10 protein-coding genes are annotated in these 15,885 nt (G+C 36.9%); 8 read left to right on the forward strand and 2 right to left on the reverse strand.

What is annotated here, in order from left to right:
• Window positions 1-227: 227 nt before the first annotated feature.
• From BWI92_RS15000 to BWI92_RS15015, 4 genes are all read left to right on the forward strand, one after another.
• A complete protein-coding gene (locus BWI92_RS15000) occupies window positions 228-1,346 on the forward strand; it encodes an alpha-amylase family glycosyl hydrolase (protein WP_095164071.1) in 1,119 nt (372 codons plus the stop codon).
• Between the two features lie 95 nt (window positions 1,347-1,441).
• Window positions 1,442-2,395 (forward strand): MFS transporter, encoded by a 954-nt coding sequence (locus BWI92_RS15005; protein ID WP_310588908.1) that lies wholly within the window; start codon window positions 1,442-1,444, stop codon window positions 2,393-2,395.
• 11 nt (window positions 2,396-2,406) lie between these two features.
• Complete coding sequence (locus tag BWI92_RS28695) at window positions 2,407-2,730, forward strand: MFS transporter (RefSeq protein ID WP_310588909.1); 324 nt, start codon at window positions 2,407-2,409, stop codon at window positions 2,728-2,730.
• Between the two features lie 1,340 nt (window positions 2,731-4,070).
• Window positions 4,071-6,866 (forward strand): TonB-dependent receptor, encoded by a 2,796-nt coding sequence (locus BWI92_RS15015; protein ID WP_095164073.1) that lies wholly within the window; start codon window positions 4,071-4,073, stop codon window positions 6,864-6,866.
• 304 nt (window positions 6,867-7,170) lie between these two features.
• Here BWI92_RS15015 and BWI92_RS15020 read toward each other — a convergent pair whose 3' ends face one another.
• Window positions 7,171-7,812 (reverse strand): response regulator transcription factor, encoded by a 642-nt coding sequence (locus tag BWI92_RS15020; protein ID WP_095164074.1) that lies wholly within the window; start codon window positions 7,810-7,812, stop codon window positions 7,171-7,173.
• A gap of 28 nt (window positions 7,813-7,840) precedes the next feature.
• Here BWI92_RS15020 and BWI92_RS15025 point away from each other — a divergent pair, with 28 nt between their 5' ends.
• The 4 genes from BWI92_RS15025 to BWI92_RS15040 all read left to right on the forward strand — a co-directional run bounded on the left by BWI92_RS15025 (window position 7,841) and on the right by BWI92_RS15040 (window position 14,623).
• Complete coding sequence (locus BWI92_RS15025; protein ID WP_176464434.1) at window positions 7,841-9,559, forward strand: ATP-binding protein; 1,719 nt, start codon at window positions 7,841-7,843, stop codon at window positions 9,557-9,559.
• A 281-nt stretch (window positions 9,560-9,840) separates the two neighbouring features.
• On the forward strand, window positions 9,841-12,228 hold the full coding sequence (locus tag BWI92_RS15030) for an alpha-xylosidase (protein WP_095164171.1): 2,388 nt from the start codon (window positions 9,841-9,843) through the stop codon (window positions 12,226-12,228).
• A gap of 53 nt (window positions 12,229-12,281) precedes the next feature.
• On the forward strand, window positions 12,282-14,015 hold the full coding sequence (locus tag BWI92_RS15035) for a glycoside hydrolase family 9 protein (RefSeq protein WP_095164076.1): 1,734 nt from the start codon (window positions 12,282-12,284) through the stop codon (window positions 14,013-14,015).
• Window positions 14,016-14,221: 206 nt separating this feature from the next.
• Window positions 14,222-14,623: a hypothetical protein gene (locus tag BWI92_RS15040; RefSeq protein ID WP_095164077.1), complete on the forward strand. Its 402-nt coding sequence runs from the start codon at window positions 14,222-14,224 to the stop codon at window positions 14,621-14,623.
• A 205-nt stretch (window positions 14,624-14,828) separates the two neighbouring features.
• On the opposite strand, the gene BWI92_RS15045 is transcribed toward BWI92_RS15040, so the two are convergent.
• Window positions 14,829-15,872 carry a DUF2157 domain-containing protein gene (locus BWI92_RS15045; RefSeq protein ID WP_095164078.1) on the reverse strand — a complete coding sequence of 348 codons (1,044 nt, stop codon included), beginning with the start codon at window positions 15,870-15,872 and terminating at the stop codon, window positions 14,829-14,831.
• Between the last annotated feature and the right edge of the window lie 13 nt (window positions 15,873-15,885).

A 15,885-nucleotide genomic window follows, 5' to 3' on the forward strand; every position in this document is an offset into this window, starting at 1 on the left:
ATTGTTTATAAAAATGACTTTTCTGTAAATGTAGAGCTTATTCCGCAAAATATTGATATTTCTAAGCTTGTGTACAGTATTCAAATTTAATGGAAATATCTTCAGAAAATCGCTTAAAATATCTTTTGCCGTTGAGATACAAAATATTGCCTTACAGATAAAAACAACCACAAAATATTCTATTTTAGCTAATTTCGCCACATAAAATTTTAAGTATTTATAAAAACATGAGCAGTATTAATTCAGGGAGCGAGTGGTGGAAAGAAGCAGTTTTATATCAAATTTATCCCCAAAGTTTTAAAGATTCAGATAAAGATGGCATTGGCGATTGGCAGGGAATTATCTCAAAATTAGATTATCTCCAATCTCTAGGTATCGATGCTATTTGTTTTCGTCCGTTTTTATCCCAATTTTCTCAGCAAGATAGTGCTTTTGAGCAACTCGTGAAGGAGGCCAATAGTCGAGGACTAAAGGTGATTGCGTCACGGGCAGACTTGCCCATTAGTTTTCAGACCGATCATTTGATTTTACGCGAAAGTTCTAATTTCCTAAATCCTCCTCCAGCGTTAAAACTATCGGAATTAAAACGTATTTTTCGTAAAAGAGAACAAGCCAAAGATGATTGGAATTGTGTGTATTGGGGCGATCATGACACTCCAAGGGTATTATCAAGATTTGGCAATACCTCCAAGTTTGAAAATGAATCTGCCAAAATGCTTGGGATGATTTTACTTACCTTAAAAGGCACTCCGCTTATTTATCAAGGCGATGAACTTGGCATGAGTAATTGTGCATTTAATGCTATCGGAGAATTCAAGGATGAAAAAGTAGGCGAGGTATATGAGTCTGTCATCAAAAAAATCGGAATAGATGAGCAGGCTTTTTTGAGAGTTTGTAATCAAATCTCGGTGGATCATGCTCGTACGCCCATGCCCTGGGATAATACCGAAATGGCAGGATTTACAGAAAGTACCTCTACTTGGCTAAAAATTAATCCTAGTAATACCCGCATCAATGTAGCCTCACAAGAAAATAATACAGATTCGATTTTGAGTTTTTATAAATCATTGATCCATATCCGAAAAGAACATCCTGATTTGGTGTACGGAGATTATAACGATTTACGACCAAATTGTAATAAGATTTTTGCGTATAAGAGAATTGGAAAGGATTTTACGTATCTTGTGCTCAATAACTGGACAAATAAAACACAAAGTTTTTCAGTAAAATGTAAGGCTTCTGTTCTAAATTTACTTCTCAGTAATTATCCAAATGAATCGCAATACGAAAGCCATACATTTGAATTACAACCTTATGAGTGTAGGATATATGAATATGCCCATTAGCTATAAGTTATCAGCTTTTGGCATTGTTTTTCATATCCCAAAAGCTGACAGCCCAACGCTGCTCGCACCAAATTCATTAACTTATCTCTCTTTTTATGCAAAAAAATAATCCTAAAGTATTGAATGCTTGGGCAATGTATGACTGGGCAAACTCGGTACATTCATTGACAATTACCTCTGCGATTTTTCCCATTTACTTTCCGGCAGCAGCCGTCATGATGCCAAGCAAAAGTACCAAGCTAGACTTTTTGGGCTTGCAACTTGAAAATACCGTTGTGTATTCTTATGCGGTGTCGATTGGCTTTTTATTATTGGCATTTTCTGTGCCTTTTACTTCTGCTATTTCGGATTTTACAGGAAAGAAAAAGGCCTTTTTGAAGCTTTATTGCTACTTAGGCTCGCTAAGTTGTATGTTGTTGTATTTCTTTGAAGAAGGACGCTACTATTTGGGAACTTTTGCATTTTTGTTTTCAATTGTTGGCTGGGGCGGAAGTATTGTATTTTATAATTCCTATTTACCTGAAATTGCCACCGAAGATAGGTTCGATAATTTAAGTGCCAAAGGATTTAGTTTGGGATATATTGGGAGTGTGATTTTATTATTGCAAAACCTAACTATGGTACTAAAACCAGAATGGTATGGAGGTATCACAAGTGGACAAGCTTCTCGTATTTCGTTTTTATCGGTCGGCATTTGGTGGATTATATTTGCGCAAATCCCTTTTTCTATTTTGCCAGAAACCAAAAAAGAAAAGAAGAAAGAAGGCGGCTGGATTTTTAATGGTTTTAGAGAGCTAAAGAAGGTATTTCATGAATTACAAGGTTTGGAGTTTACCAAGAAATTCTTGTTGGCTTTCTTCTTTTATAATATGGCAGCACAAACGGTTATGTATTTGGGTGCCTTATTTGGGAGCGAAGAATTACATTTGCCCGACGATGCCTTGATTATCACCATTTTGTTGATTCAGTTGGTAGCTATTCCTGGGGCGTATTTGTTTGCTAAAATCTCTAAAAAATTGGTAATACAGCCTCTATTTCTTGGATTGTAGTGATTTGGATTGTGATTTGTATTGCAGCATATTTTGTTTATACCAAAAATCAATTTTTCTTATTGGCAACAGGTATTGGTTTTGTGATGGGAGGGATACAGTCCTTATCACGCTCTACTTATGCCAAGTTGATTCCTGAGGATACCCACGACACAGCATCCTATTTTAGTTTTTACGATGTGTGCGATCGACTTTCAACGGTTATAGGAACATTTATGTTTGGGTTAGTCAACCAACTCACAGGAAGTATGCGTTTAAGCGTGTTGGTATTGTCGGTGATATTTTTGATTGGCTATATTTTGATTAAAAGGATTCCATCAAAAAACATCTATTAGGAATACATTCATAAAAATGCCGTTAGAAACTACACTAACGGCATTTTTTTAGAAAATACTTTATTGCAATTTCGCCTTCAACACCAGAACAAGGAGTTAAAGTAAAAACCCATTGAAGATTTTTATTTAGTTAAGATAACTAGTCCGCCTGATTCTTCAAAAAGCTACATTCCATGACCAAATTATGATTTTTCAGTCAATATCTCTTTTTTCTCACTCGATGTAGAGAAATATTTGGTTCCACAGTTCAAACAAGTATAATACTTGATGTCAGGTATAAAAAACAAGAATGTTTTTAAAAACACGCCTCTTTTGGTACGGGTACCGTAAGGGTTTCCACAACTTGGACATTTTCTACTACTTGATTTTCGAAAAAAGAAGTAGATTAAAACCGTTAACTGTACTACAACGTACAAAATTACGATTAGGATTAAAGGGTTAATAGATTCTTCAAACATACCACTTAAATATAATACTGTTTGTTAAATATAGAACCAAGCCGACAAGGTTATTCTTGGTTTCATAATTCACGATTTATAGCAAGAAAGTTATTTTAATTTTGCCTGCACCCACTAAAAGGCGGTAAAATATTGATTTGGGGCAGTGGATTTTTTGCAGATAATGAGAGTATCAATTCAATAAAGCAATTTCTGAGAGACAAATTGTAAAAAAAAACGGTTAAATCCTATGTTTTGGAAGGGATTTTTGCTTAGAAATGAGGGAATGGAAAGATTCCGAACAATAAAATATGGACTGTTCGAGGGAGATTATTATATATTAACGAAGAATTATAGAAATAATAGAGGTATTTAGTGCTAAAATTGTACAATAATTTTACATTTTATATTTTTTGTACAATTATAAAATACATTGATAAAGTACAATAATGATAAATATCATTTTAAAGAAAATTAATAAATGCTTATTAATCAGAGTTTTGTTAAAAAAAGAAAAGGTTGTTTTGGGGAAAGATTCGAGCGAGTTTCTTTATGTCAAAATAGTAGATAAACCAATACTCTATTTGCCTGTCTCATCAGGTACGCCTCGTTTGAATTAGGGTGTCTTTCTCGTAGCTTTACCTAGCCAACAACAGTTGTACTATCTTGCTTAAATCTATTTTATTTGTCGAAAATTTGTACTTTGTGTCTATTTAGAAGATTTTCTTATCAATATTCTATCTACACAAAAAAAGATTGGTCGATGTATAAAATCCGTTGGTCTACAACAAGCGACTAAATACCCTTCTTCGTATTTCTTGCACTAAACAAAAGCACTTCTAGGATAGTCTAAGCATCAAAAATCCGAAAAGATATAATTTCATCTTTATCTAAAATAAATTTATGAAAACCTATTTCCGAACCGCTCTACTAATTTTGATTAGTTTTGGAGCTTGGGCACAAACGAGTCGACTTACTGGAAAATTTATAGATGCCAAAGGCGAAGCCCTGATTGGTGTAAACGTAGTGTTGACGAATCCCAATGACGCGAAAGATAAGCATTTTGGCCCTTCTGATGTGAACGGCCGATTTATTATTAGTCGCATTCCCCTAAACACCACATATCAACTTAAAGCAACAATTGTCGGTTACAAAGAACTAATCAAAAGTGTTACCATTTCTAAAGAATTTAACAATCTCGGAGATATTGTATTGCAGGAAAGTACTAATGAACTCAATGAAGTTGTGGTAAAAGGAAAGGCTGCTACGATGGTTCAAAAAGGGGATACTTTACAATATAATGCCAATGCTTTTAAAACAGCTCCAGACGCTAACGCAGATGAACTGATCAAAAAAATGCCAGGGATTACTGTTGAAAATGGTCAAATTAAAGCGCAAGGCGAAAACGTTGCTCAGGTGCTCGTAGATGGAAAACCTTTTTTTGGCGACGATCCCAACATTGCTTTGAAAAACTTACCAGCCGAGTTAATTGACAAAATCGAAATCATGGATCGTTTGAGTGACCAATCGCAGTTGACAGGTTTCAATGATGGGAATACCTCTAAAACAATCAATATCATAACAAACCCCAATAGACGTAACGGTCAGTTTGGTAAAGTGTATGCTGGATTAGGAACAAATGATAACTACACAGCAGGAGGAAATATCAACTTGTTTAATGGTGAAAAAAGATGGTCAATCGTTGGGATGAGTAATAATATCAACCAGCAAAATTTTTCAAGTCAAGACCTTCTGGGAATAAGTAGCAGCGGCGGTGGTGGCGGTGGAAACCGTGGCGGTGGTGGAAACCGTGGCGGTGGCGGTAATTTTGGGGGCTCCTCAGACAACTTTTTGGTAGGGCAACAAACGGGTATTAATACCACTAATTCGTTTGGAGTAAACTATACCGATAACTGGGGTAAAAAATTAGCTATAAAAGGAAGTTATTTCTTTAATAATAGCAATAATACTAATGCTCAGTCCACCTATCGTACTTATTTTTTGAGTCAGGCTACTAATCAGTATTATGACGAACAATCGAATAGCTCAAGCAACAATTACAACCATCGCCTGAATCTTCGTTTGGAATATACTATTGACCCGAAGAATACCATCATTTTTACGCCGAGACTAAACCTCCAAAACAATAACTCGACGAGTGTGGTCGATGGTTTGACTACAGATGCCAATGGTCAGAAGCTCAACCAGACAGCCAATAATACTACTAACAAGCGTACAGGATATACCTTTAACAATGATATCTTGTATCGTCATAGTTTTGCCAAACGTGGGCGTTCGGTATCTTTGAATTTGAGTACTGCCTTGAATGATAGAGATGCTAATAGCAATTTAGTATCAAACAACCAATATTTTACAAGTAATACAAGCTCAGCTACCAGACAGATTTCTGTAACAGATACTAAGGGATATACTTTGTCCGCTAACCTAGTTTATACTGAGCCTATAGGTAAAGGATTGTTGCAAGGTACTTATAACGTGTCGTTCAACAACAATAAGAGCGATAAGGTAACAAACAAATTTAATCCGACATCTAACGAATATTCGGTGTTAGATTCCCTATTGTCAAACAAATTTGATAATGACTATCTTACGCATCGTGCTGGCTTGGGTTATAATTTACGCATGAAAAGTGGTAACCTAAATGTAGGTGCCAACTATCAATCAGCTGAGCTTTCGGGACAACAATTGTTTCCGAGAACGACACAAGTAGAAACTAGTTTCCAAAACGTTTTGCCTTATTTACAATTTGATTATCGATTTGCACAAGATAGTCGTATCCGTTTCAACTATCGTACATCTACTAATGCACCAAGTATCACGCAGTTACAAAATGTATTGGACAATACCAATCCTCTATTTTTGACAAGCGGTAACCCAAATTTGGCACAAGAATATAGTCATAACTTAAACGCTCGTTTTACCTACAATATACCAGCAAAGGCCTTGACATTTATGTTATTGGGTAACTTTGGATACACAAAAAATCCTATTGGAAATGAGGTGATTATTGCTCAACAAGACATGGTTATTGACAGGGGTGTAACCTTGAGAAAAGGGGCTCAGTTGACTCGTCCGATCAACTTTGATAATTCATTGAATATGCGTTCGTTTATGGTGATTGGTTTCCCTTTGTCATTTATCAAAACCAATGTCAACTTGACGTCTAGCTACAACTACTCGAAACTGCCAGGCAAAATCAACGATCAGTTGAATAATAGCAATCAGTATAATTTCAACCAAGGCATCACATTTGCAAGTAATATTAGTACCAATATCGACTTTAACTTGACCTATAATTTGGGCTACAATCAAGTAGATAATACTTTGCAGCCGCAGTTGAATACCAAATATTATGTTCATAATGCTACAGGTCGTTTGAATTTAATCTTTGGCAAGGGCTTTGTATTCCAAACAGATTTGAGCTACTACAGATATAATGGTTTATCTGATTCGTTTAATCAGCAGTTTATTTTATGGAATATGTCTGCAGGTAAGAAGTTCTTGAAAAGCCAACGTGCCGAAGCCAAAATTACGGTATTTGATGTGTTGAAGCGTAACAATAGCATTACTCGTACTGTAACAGATACTTATATTGCAGATGTTCGCTCAAATGTTTTGACCCAGTATTTTATGCTTACTTTCACTTACAATATTCGTAATTTCAAAGGGAATAGCTAGAGCATAAGTGGCAAAGTGAACAGAGACAAAGGCACAAAGTGTGATTATAGATTGAGCGCATGAGTAATTATTTTTAATAGGAATTTCACTTGTAGAGACGTAATGCTTGCGTCTCATGCAGAGTCAGCATAGAAGTATCAAAAAAGGCGGTCGAAAAACTAATTTCGATCGCCTTCTTAGTAAAATTTATAGCAACATCTTAGTTCTCCAATTCGGCTTTTTAAAATGCTAAAATTTGTTAAGATTTTGAGTAGAAAATCAAAGAATCCAAAATTTCTTAAGCCCAAAGCCCAAAGCCCAAAGCCTACTTCACATATCCATATTCCAGTGCAAGTTTTAGCAAACTCACCATATTTTTAACATCGAACTTAGCCAGTAGATTACTTCGATGTGTTTCTACTGTTTTTTCGCTGATACAAAGCGTATTGGCAATAGATTTGGTCGTTTGTCCTTTGGCAATCAGTTCTAAAATCTCTTTTTCCCTCCTTGTAAATTTTAATTCATGTAGATTTCGTTCTTGATTTTTTTGACGGCTCAAGCCATTCATGATGATTTCTGTTACCGCAGCACTTTGGTAGTTTTTCCCCTCACTAACAGCTCTGATAGCCTGTAAAAACTCCTCTCGTCCAGTGTTTTTTAATAGATACCCTGTAGCTCCATTTTTCAACATTTTCGTAATAAAACTTTCCTCTTGGTACATCGAAACGGCTATTACTTTGGCTAAAGGATACTGTTCGGTAATACTTTTGCATATATCCAGTCCACTTTCATTGCCCAAATTTATATCGAGTAATACCACGACATTTTCGGTAGGATTCATTATTTCAAAAAGCTCTTTGGCTGATTGACACTGTCCCACGACGCTTATGTCTGACTCTAATCCAAGGATATGTGCGAGCCCTTCAGTAAAAATTTTGTGGTCATCTACGATTATTACACGAATCATCTGTTTTTTTGTCAAAAATCTATTGGTTATGAAAAGCTATTTACGATATATACTTTTGGCGCTGAGCATATTGGTCTTAAATCATCTCAGCGCTCAGCCATTGCCCCGTCCTGATTCGCTCTACGAAAAGTCTACTTTGGAGCGATACATGAAGGAATTTTATGAAAAAAATAATATCAAAGGTTTAGCCATGACGTATTTGGCTAAAGCCAAAAGTCAAGAGCGATGGAATTTGCCCGACGAATCTCCCATTGAGAGTTATCGCAAAAGTATGGATTATTTCCGAGTCTTGGGTGATTCACTTCATTACTATGAGGTAAAAGGCTCGTTGGGAACTTACTTTATGGATCGCCCTATTTTTGCCAGTTATGCTAATGAATATCTGTCGAGTGCGGTTCAATATTTTCGTAAAATCCATCGACCAGATATGGAAATCGGGCATTTGATTAACCTTGCTAATTTGGCTATTCGTCAGAAAGAAATGCAAAAGGCAAAACAATATCTTGTCCGTGCCGATGAGTTACCGCAATCCGCTATTTCAAAAGGAAGAAATGCTGCTGCTTGGGCAGATTGGTATCGGAGAAATGGCTTTTACCAAGAAGCTATTCAAAAGGCACATTCGAGTTTATCTATAGCCCAAAATATTAAAGTCGCTTGGCTAGAGGCCGTGTCCTATTTCTACTTGGGGGCTTCGTATCGTAAGGTGGGTCAAAATGAGGAGGCAATTCAATCATTGAATTTGGCACAAACGATTACCGAAAAGTATTTTAGTATGCTTTTGCTTCGCAAGGCGATTTATGAAGAATTGGGTTTGGTTTATGAGACAAAAAGGCAGTATAACAAGGCTTTTCAATACACTTCTTTGGCGTATCAGACTTTTCAATTACTCGAAAGTTCGAAGTTAGAAGTGGAGGTTCGACAATATCGTGAGTATCAATTATTAGAAGAGCAGCAGGAGAAAATTTCAAAAATTGCTCTCGAAAAGCGCGTGGCAGAAGCGGAATTGGTTTCCTTAAAAGCTACAGAGCGGATTTATCTTCTGACTATATTAGTAGCCTTTTTGTTGCTTGTCATACTTTTGTATGCCTATTTCTCGAAACAAAAAGTTGCCAAACTACAAGCTGATAGAGTATTCAAAACCGCACAAATAGATACCTTGCAAGCATTGATTAATGGACAAGAGCAAGAGCGACTTCGGATTTCTCAGGATTTACACGATGGGGTAGGGACCTTGCTATCGAGAATCAAAATGATGATGGATGCACCTTTTTGGAACAATGTTCAGCTACAACATTTACTAGATGATGCTTGTAAAGAAGTACGAAATATCTCAGGAAATTTACAACCATCAAGCCTTCAAAATTTTGGATTGATTGCCGCTATTGAAGATTTGGTAAGCAAAAACCATTCAGAAGAGACTGAAATCATATTTCAGGTTTATGGACAATGTTTTGATTTTGGCAAAGAAAAAACCTTGATGATTTACCGAATTGTACAGGAGTTATTGGCAAATGCCTTGAAATATGCTGAAGCTACGGAGGTGCTTATTCAGATAAGTTTTCAAGAAAATCATATCCATTTGACAGTCGAGGATAACGGTAAGGGCTTTGAAACAAGCATTGCACAACATTCTGTGAGAGGATGGCAAAATATTCGTTCAAGATTAGACTATTTACAAGGAACCCTATCTATTGAAAGTGATCGACAGTTTGGTACTTCGATAAATATAGAAGTGGAAGGAAAATAATAATAGCTTATCATAATTTTCGAAGCTTTTCAGCAAAACTCAGGGTTTTCCCTGAGTTTTGTTTTTAGGGATTAACCCTGAATGATATAAGATAAAAAAAATAGAATTTTGTATTAAATAAAGACTACTAAAGTCTACACAACAAGTTGTATCCAAAAAACACATAAATATAGATTGAAAATTGAATTGGGAGCTGTATTTTACTTTTGGGCATAGCTCATATAACTATGCCTAAAGTAAAATCTCCTATCCGCTATTAGTCAATGGATTACAGAAAAGATATGCATAGATTTACAAAAAGAGTTTTGGTTCTTATATCACTACTTTCGTCTGTAACGACGACATTTGGACAAAGTGGTCCAGCTTTACAAAATGAACCATTTGATTTAAGCCGTGATTTTAGAGATTTTACCAATACCTATTTTTTAGCAGATAGTTTGGCTGGTTTTAACCCTTCTACTGGACAAGGACAGTTGAAATGGAGACGAAACCAATACTATCCTCAGCATGCATTTAACAATACGATGGCGGGTATTCACAAAGTGCCTGGAAATGAATTTCCCGGTATTGAATATGCTGCCGATCCAGTACTTCCATTTAGTATTGAGTTTGTTTCGCCCAAAACGATTCGCATCAAAGCCCAAACAGGTTATGTAGCACCGTCAACCGAGCCATCCTTAATGTTGGTCAAAGAACCAAATAAAGATGCTTCGTGGGTGTATACAAAAATCAAAAATGGTCACCAATACAAAAGTGCGTTTGGTACGGTTGTTATAACTGAAAATCCTTGGGCAATAGAAATTCATGATGCCAACGGAAAACTACTCACTAAAACACGCCATCAGGTAGATGGAAAAACTTCCTTTACGCCCTCATTACCTTTTTCTTTTGTTCGCCGTGCCGCCGACTATTCAAGAAGTGTAGCGGCAGTATTTACCTTATCGCCTGATGAAAAAATCTTTGGCTGTGGCGAGTCGTTCACCCGCTTAAACAAATACGGGCAAAAAGTAAACCTTTATACCACAGATCCTAATGGTGTAGAAACCAACGGGATGTATAAGCCTATTCCATTTTTTATGAGTAGTCGTGGATACGGAATGTTTATGCATACCTCTTCGCCAATTACTTGTGATTTTGGGGCAACATTTGGGGCTTCCAACGCTTTATTAATTGGGGATGAAAGCTTGGATTTGTTTGTCTTTTTGGGTGAACCCAAAGATATTTTGGACGAATACACCAACATTACAGGCAAAGCTTCTATGCCACCATTATGGTCGTTTGGCTTGTGGATGAGCCGTATTTCGTATTTTTCAGAGCAAGATGGCCGCACGGTTGCTAAGCAGTTGAGAGATTATAAAATCCCTTCAGATGTGATTCATTTTGATACAGGCTGGTTCGAAACAGACTGGCGTTGTGATTATGAGTTTTCGAAAAATCGTTTTCAAGACCCAGTCAAAATGATTGCCGATTTGAAAGAACAAGGATTCAGAACCTGTTTGTGGCAGTTGCCTTATTTTGTTCCGAAAAATGAGTTGTTTTCTGAGATTGTTTCTAAAGGCTTAAGTGTCAAAAATGCCAAAGGAAATCTCCCTTACGAGGATGCGGTACTAGATTTTACCAATAAAAATACGATTGAATGGTATCAGAATAAAGTTGGTAATCTACTAAAAATGGGTGTGTCGGTCATAAAAGTTGATTTTGGTGAGGCGGCGCCGTTGAATGGGATTTATTCAAATGGTCGTACAGGTTTCTATGAGCATAATTTGTATCCTTTGCGATATAACAAAACGGTAGCAGATATTACCAAGCAAATTACTGGCGACAATATCATTTGGGCTCGTAGTACTTGGGCTGGTAGTCAGCGTTATCCATTACACTGGGGTGGCGACGCCGAGGCTTCAGATATGGGTATGGAAGCTCAGTTGAGAGGAGGCTTGTCTATAGGTCTGTCGGGTTTTAGTTTTTGGAGTCATGATGCTGGTGGGTTTGCTGCCCAAACACCAGAGGATTTGTATCGCAGATGGGCTCCTTTTGGCTTATTTACTTCACATTCTCGTTGTCATGGTCAACCGCCGAAAGAGCCTTGGGCGTACAGCGAAAAGTTTTTGAATACTTTCAGAAAAGTAGTAGAAACGAAGTACAAATTGATGCCATATATCTATGCTCAAGCAAAAGTAGCTTCCGAAAAAGGATTGCCCATGATGCGTGCGCTTTTTATAGAGTTTCCTGAAGATCCGGGAGCATGGCAAATTGAAAATGAATATCTTTTGGGACAAGATTTATTGGTAGCTCCAATTTTTGAAACGGGTTCAAATGAAAGAAATGTATATTTGCCAAAAGGCAAATGGATTGATTTTCAGACCCATAAAGTATATGAAGGTGGGTGGCATAAAATTGCTGGAGGTGAATTTTCAATTGTTGTACTAGTAAGAGAAGGTACAGTATTGCCTCAAGTAAAATTAGCACAGTCGACTGCACAAATCGACTGGTCACAAATTGAATTAGTCAGCTATGCCATTAATGGAACGGCTAAAGGTAAAGTTTATTTGCCAAATGATAGCCAATGGCAAGAAGTCAGTGTTTCGACAAAAGGGAAGAAAACTCAATTACTCAAAGATCCTTACAATCAAAAAGTGAAATGGAATTGTGTGAGTTTTCTTGAAAGATAATACTATTTAATTCTTCGGTCGTTAGCGACTATTTATCCAATTTATTTAATACTATGAATCAAGTTAGTTTTCGCTACTTGGCTGGATTTATACTGGCAGGATTTGGGTTATTTGCCCAAAATCCTGCCGACCAAATTCGGCTCAACCAAGTTGGTTTTTACCCCAATGCACCCAAACAAGCGGTAGTGGTTGGTAAAAACTATGAGAACTTTAAACTTATCGACCAGAAAACAAAAAAAGTTGTATTTAAAGGAAAAATAAAAGAGGCGATTAAAAGTCCATTTTCTGAAAAATACACTCAAGAAATAGATTTTTCTAGTTTTCGAAAAAAAGGAAAATATCTGCTCTCTGTGGATAAGTTGGGAGAGTCTCATCCTTTCGAAATCAAAGATAATGCACTTAGTTCCGTAGCTAAAGCCGCTATCAAAGGGTATTATTTTCAACGTGTTTCTGAAGATTTACCTGAGAAATATGCAGGAAAATGGGCTAGAAAAGCAGGTCATCCTGATACCTCGGTATTGGTTCATGCCAACGCCGTCTCATCGAATCGTCCTGAAGGTACTCGTATCAATTCTCCAAGAGGGTGGTATGATGCTGGGGATTACAATAAATACATTGTCAATTCGGGTATTACCATGTACACGCTATTGTCAGCTTTGGAGGATTTCCCTAAAGTTGCTAGCGAATTAGAGTTGAACATCCCCGAAAGTGGTAATTCTTTGCCTGATCTTTTAGATGAAATTTTGGTCAATCTCGAATGGATGTTGACTATGCAAGACCCCAATGATGGAGGTGTTTATCATAAGTTAACGAATGCCAATTTTGACGGAATGATTATGCCTGACAAGGCGACTCTTCCTAGATATGTGGTTCAGAAAAATACTATAGCAAGTTTAGATTTTGCCGCAGTAATGGCTCAAGCCTCAAGGATTTTAAAACCCTATAACCCTGAATTATCAAGTCGGTGTTTAACATCAGCGGAAAGTGCTTGGAATTGGGCAAAAGCGAATCCTAAAGTATTTTATCGTCAAAATCAGAACAATGAGAAATTTAAACCTGCTATCACTACAGGCGGGTATGAAGATAATAATGATACTGACGAATGGTTTTGGGCATCTGCAGAGTTATTTGTAGCCACGCAAAATTCTCAATATTGGGAAGGAATCGCTAGTACTGATGTGTATTGGCTTCCGATTCAATCGTGGAATTCGGTGATGCCATTGGGCGCTTTTTCTTTGTTAAAAGCACAAAAAACTTTGCCTTCATTTACCAATAATAAAATAGCACAAATTCAAAATACTGTTTTGAAGCAAGCAGACGAAATGGTGAAAGATTTGGATAAGCGATTGTTTAGAACAGTGATGGGTAAAACAGCCAAGGATTTTATGTGGGGTAGTTCGTCCCATGCGGCTAATCAAGCCATGTTTCTACTTCAAGCTTTTCAACTAAACCCTAAGAAAATCTATTTGGAGGCGGCTTTGGGAAATATGGATTATTTGTTGGGACGAAATGGCGTTGGCTACTCATTGCTAACGGGTTATGGGAGCAAATATCCTATGCATCCACATCACCGCCCGTCTATTGCCGATGGAGTAGACGAACCTGTGCCGGGACTACTTTCGGGTGGGCCAAATCCTGGTCAGCAAGACCAATGTAAGTACGATTCGAAGGTTCCAGATGAGTCTTTTTCTGATTCGGATTGTTCGTATGCTTCAAACGAAATTGCTATCAATTGGAACGCTCCATTGGTATATTTGACAATGGCGTTAGAACATTATTTTCACTAAAATGCACTTTCATACATTTGTTAATACGAATAGTTTTATGCCTATTTTTTGAAAACCGTAAAATAACTTCCAGTGGGGTTAAATTGTTGATTAATAGCTTATTGTTTTGAATTTCTGTTGCAAAAGACCGAAATGGTTGCTCAAAAAGTTCTTTGGGTTGTACCTTTGTCATAACAAACATTATTAAAACGAACCCTTAAATTATTATGAAAAAGCTTTATAGTTTTTTGACTCTATTTCTATCTATTGCCCTTCTTTTTGGTTGTAGTTCTGACGATGACAATACCAACACTGTTCCAACTGTAGACTTCGATGTAGCCATTGGCTCATACACGCTTCGTTCTATTACGAATACGGCTGGTCAGGCAGTAACTGGATCAGGAACTTTGACGGTAAAAAGAGAAAATGGTAATACTGCTGGATTTACGTATGCTGTGACCTTGAAGAATGGAACGTCTACCTCAAACGTAAACATTACCAATACTTACACAGTATCGGTCTCGGGATCAAAAATTAGTTTTGGTACAGATCATTACTACCAGTCAGGAACTTTATATGCATCAATTCCGACTGGTTCAGGAATTTATACAGCTGTATTTACAAAATAACAGCTTCTATAAAGTAAGGATTATATTTGAATTTGATTAAAACCTTCTCAAATTTTGGGAGGGTTTTTTCATGTAAATGGATTTCAAAACTATAACCCTTTTGAGAAGTAAGTAAAACTATCAAAGAGAGTCTAAAAGATAGTCTTGAACTAGGATAGTAATCATGAAATTACACTCAAAACTCATCACTCATAGTTCAGCACTCCTACTTATCTCCTTTTAAGAACTCTAAATTCCAAATCTTTTCTGCCTTTTGACCTAAAAACCAAAATGATACTGCAAGGATTAAGAAGAATACAGCTTTGTGAACTGAGTCCCAGAAGTATTCGAAAAATTTAGTGTAAAGATTGATAAACAGAAAGGTAATCCCGAAACTTCTCGAAGTATAATCGTCTTGTTTGAGTCCATACCAAATCGCCAAAATAGCCGCTCCTGCAAATAAGATTCCCCAGTGAAATAGCTCTATTTGTTTGACATGATACCAAGAATCCATATCGCCATAATTGCCAAAAATAGACAATATCCAAAGTGAAATAAAGAGGTATAAAAGTCCTAAAACATAAGTAGGATGTCGGAAATCGTCCAGTTTTGATTTTTTCGGAATAAAAAAACTAGCAATAGTTAAGAGCAATCCAAACAGCACAAATCGCATAGGATAGTTCATGCCAATAAAATAAGCTCCCCAGCCTGAGGCGTAGCCTGTCTCTGTTCCAAACCACGTTCCGAACGATAATACGGCAAAAATCCAGACTAGCGTGGAAGGAAACCAGAACCCTAAGCCTGCATATATCAAGGTAGACAGTAAAAATAGCATAGAAAAATGCCCGCTGCCATTGTCGATGACTTTTCCAAAATAACCTACTGCAACTGCCGTAGCCAATACGCCTCCTAGAAAGATAGTCTCATTGCTAAACAGATTTTGTGGATGATTTTTGCGACGATTTAGCCCCCAAGCATAAAGTCCAGCAGAAATTCCAATAAAACCAATACAAATAGCGGTATTAGAAGAAGTAAAAAGTTCGGTAATGAGTTCGATAAGACGATTGTCTTTGAGTGCAGTAGCAACTGAAATAATGATACAAATCATGGCAATCCAAAACGCATAGATAGCCAGTTTCATCCAATCAAAAGGGCGAATTTGGACTTCCGATTTAAGTTTTTCGGCGGTATCGTCGTTGATGGTTCCTCGCTTTTTCCACTCTTCGATGGTTTCTAGGAGAAACTCACCTTGTTTTCTGTTATAATTCATGCAAGAAAGGATT

This window comes from Flectobacillus sp. BAB-3569 (assembly GCF_002270355.1).
Taxonomy (GTDB): Bacteria; Bacteroidota; Bacteroidia; order Cytophagales; family Spirosomataceae; genus Flectobacillus; species Flectobacillus roseus.

Coding starts and splice junctions, on each gene's coding strand:
- BWI92_RS15000 (WP_095164071.1), top strand. CDS start 228: ATGAGCAGTATTAATTCAGGGAGCGAGTGGTGGAAAGAAGCAGTTTTA.
- BWI92_RS15005 (WP_310588908.1), top strand. CDS start 1,442: ATGCAAAAAAATAATCCTAAAGTATTGAATGCTTGGGCAATGTATGAC.
- BWI92_RS15015 (WP_095164073.1), top strand. CDS start 4,071: ATGAAAACCTATTTCCGAACCGCTCTACTAATTTTGATTAGTTTTGGA.
- BWI92_RS15020 (WP_095164074.1), bottom strand. CDS start 7,812: ATGATTCGTGTAATAATCGTAGATGACCACAAAATTTTTACTGAAGGG.
- BWI92_RS15025 (WP_176464434.1), top strand. CDS start 7,841: ATGAAAAGCTATTTACGATATATACTTTTGGCGCTGAGCATATTGGTC.
- BWI92_RS15030 (WP_095164171.1), top strand. CDS start 9,841: ATGCATAGATTTACAAAAAGAGTTTTGGTTCTTATATCACTACTTTCG.
- BWI92_RS15035 (WP_095164076.1), top strand. CDS start 12,282: ATGAATCAAGTTAGTTTTCGCTACTTGGCTGGATTTATACTGGCAGGA.
- BWI92_RS15040 (WP_095164077.1), top strand. CDS start 14,222: ATGAAAAAGCTTTATAGTTTTTTGACTCTATTTCTATCTATTGCCCTT.
- BWI92_RS15045 (WP_095164078.1), bottom strand. CDS start 15,872: ATGAATTATAACAGAAAACAAGGTGAGTTTCTCCTAGAAACCATCGAA.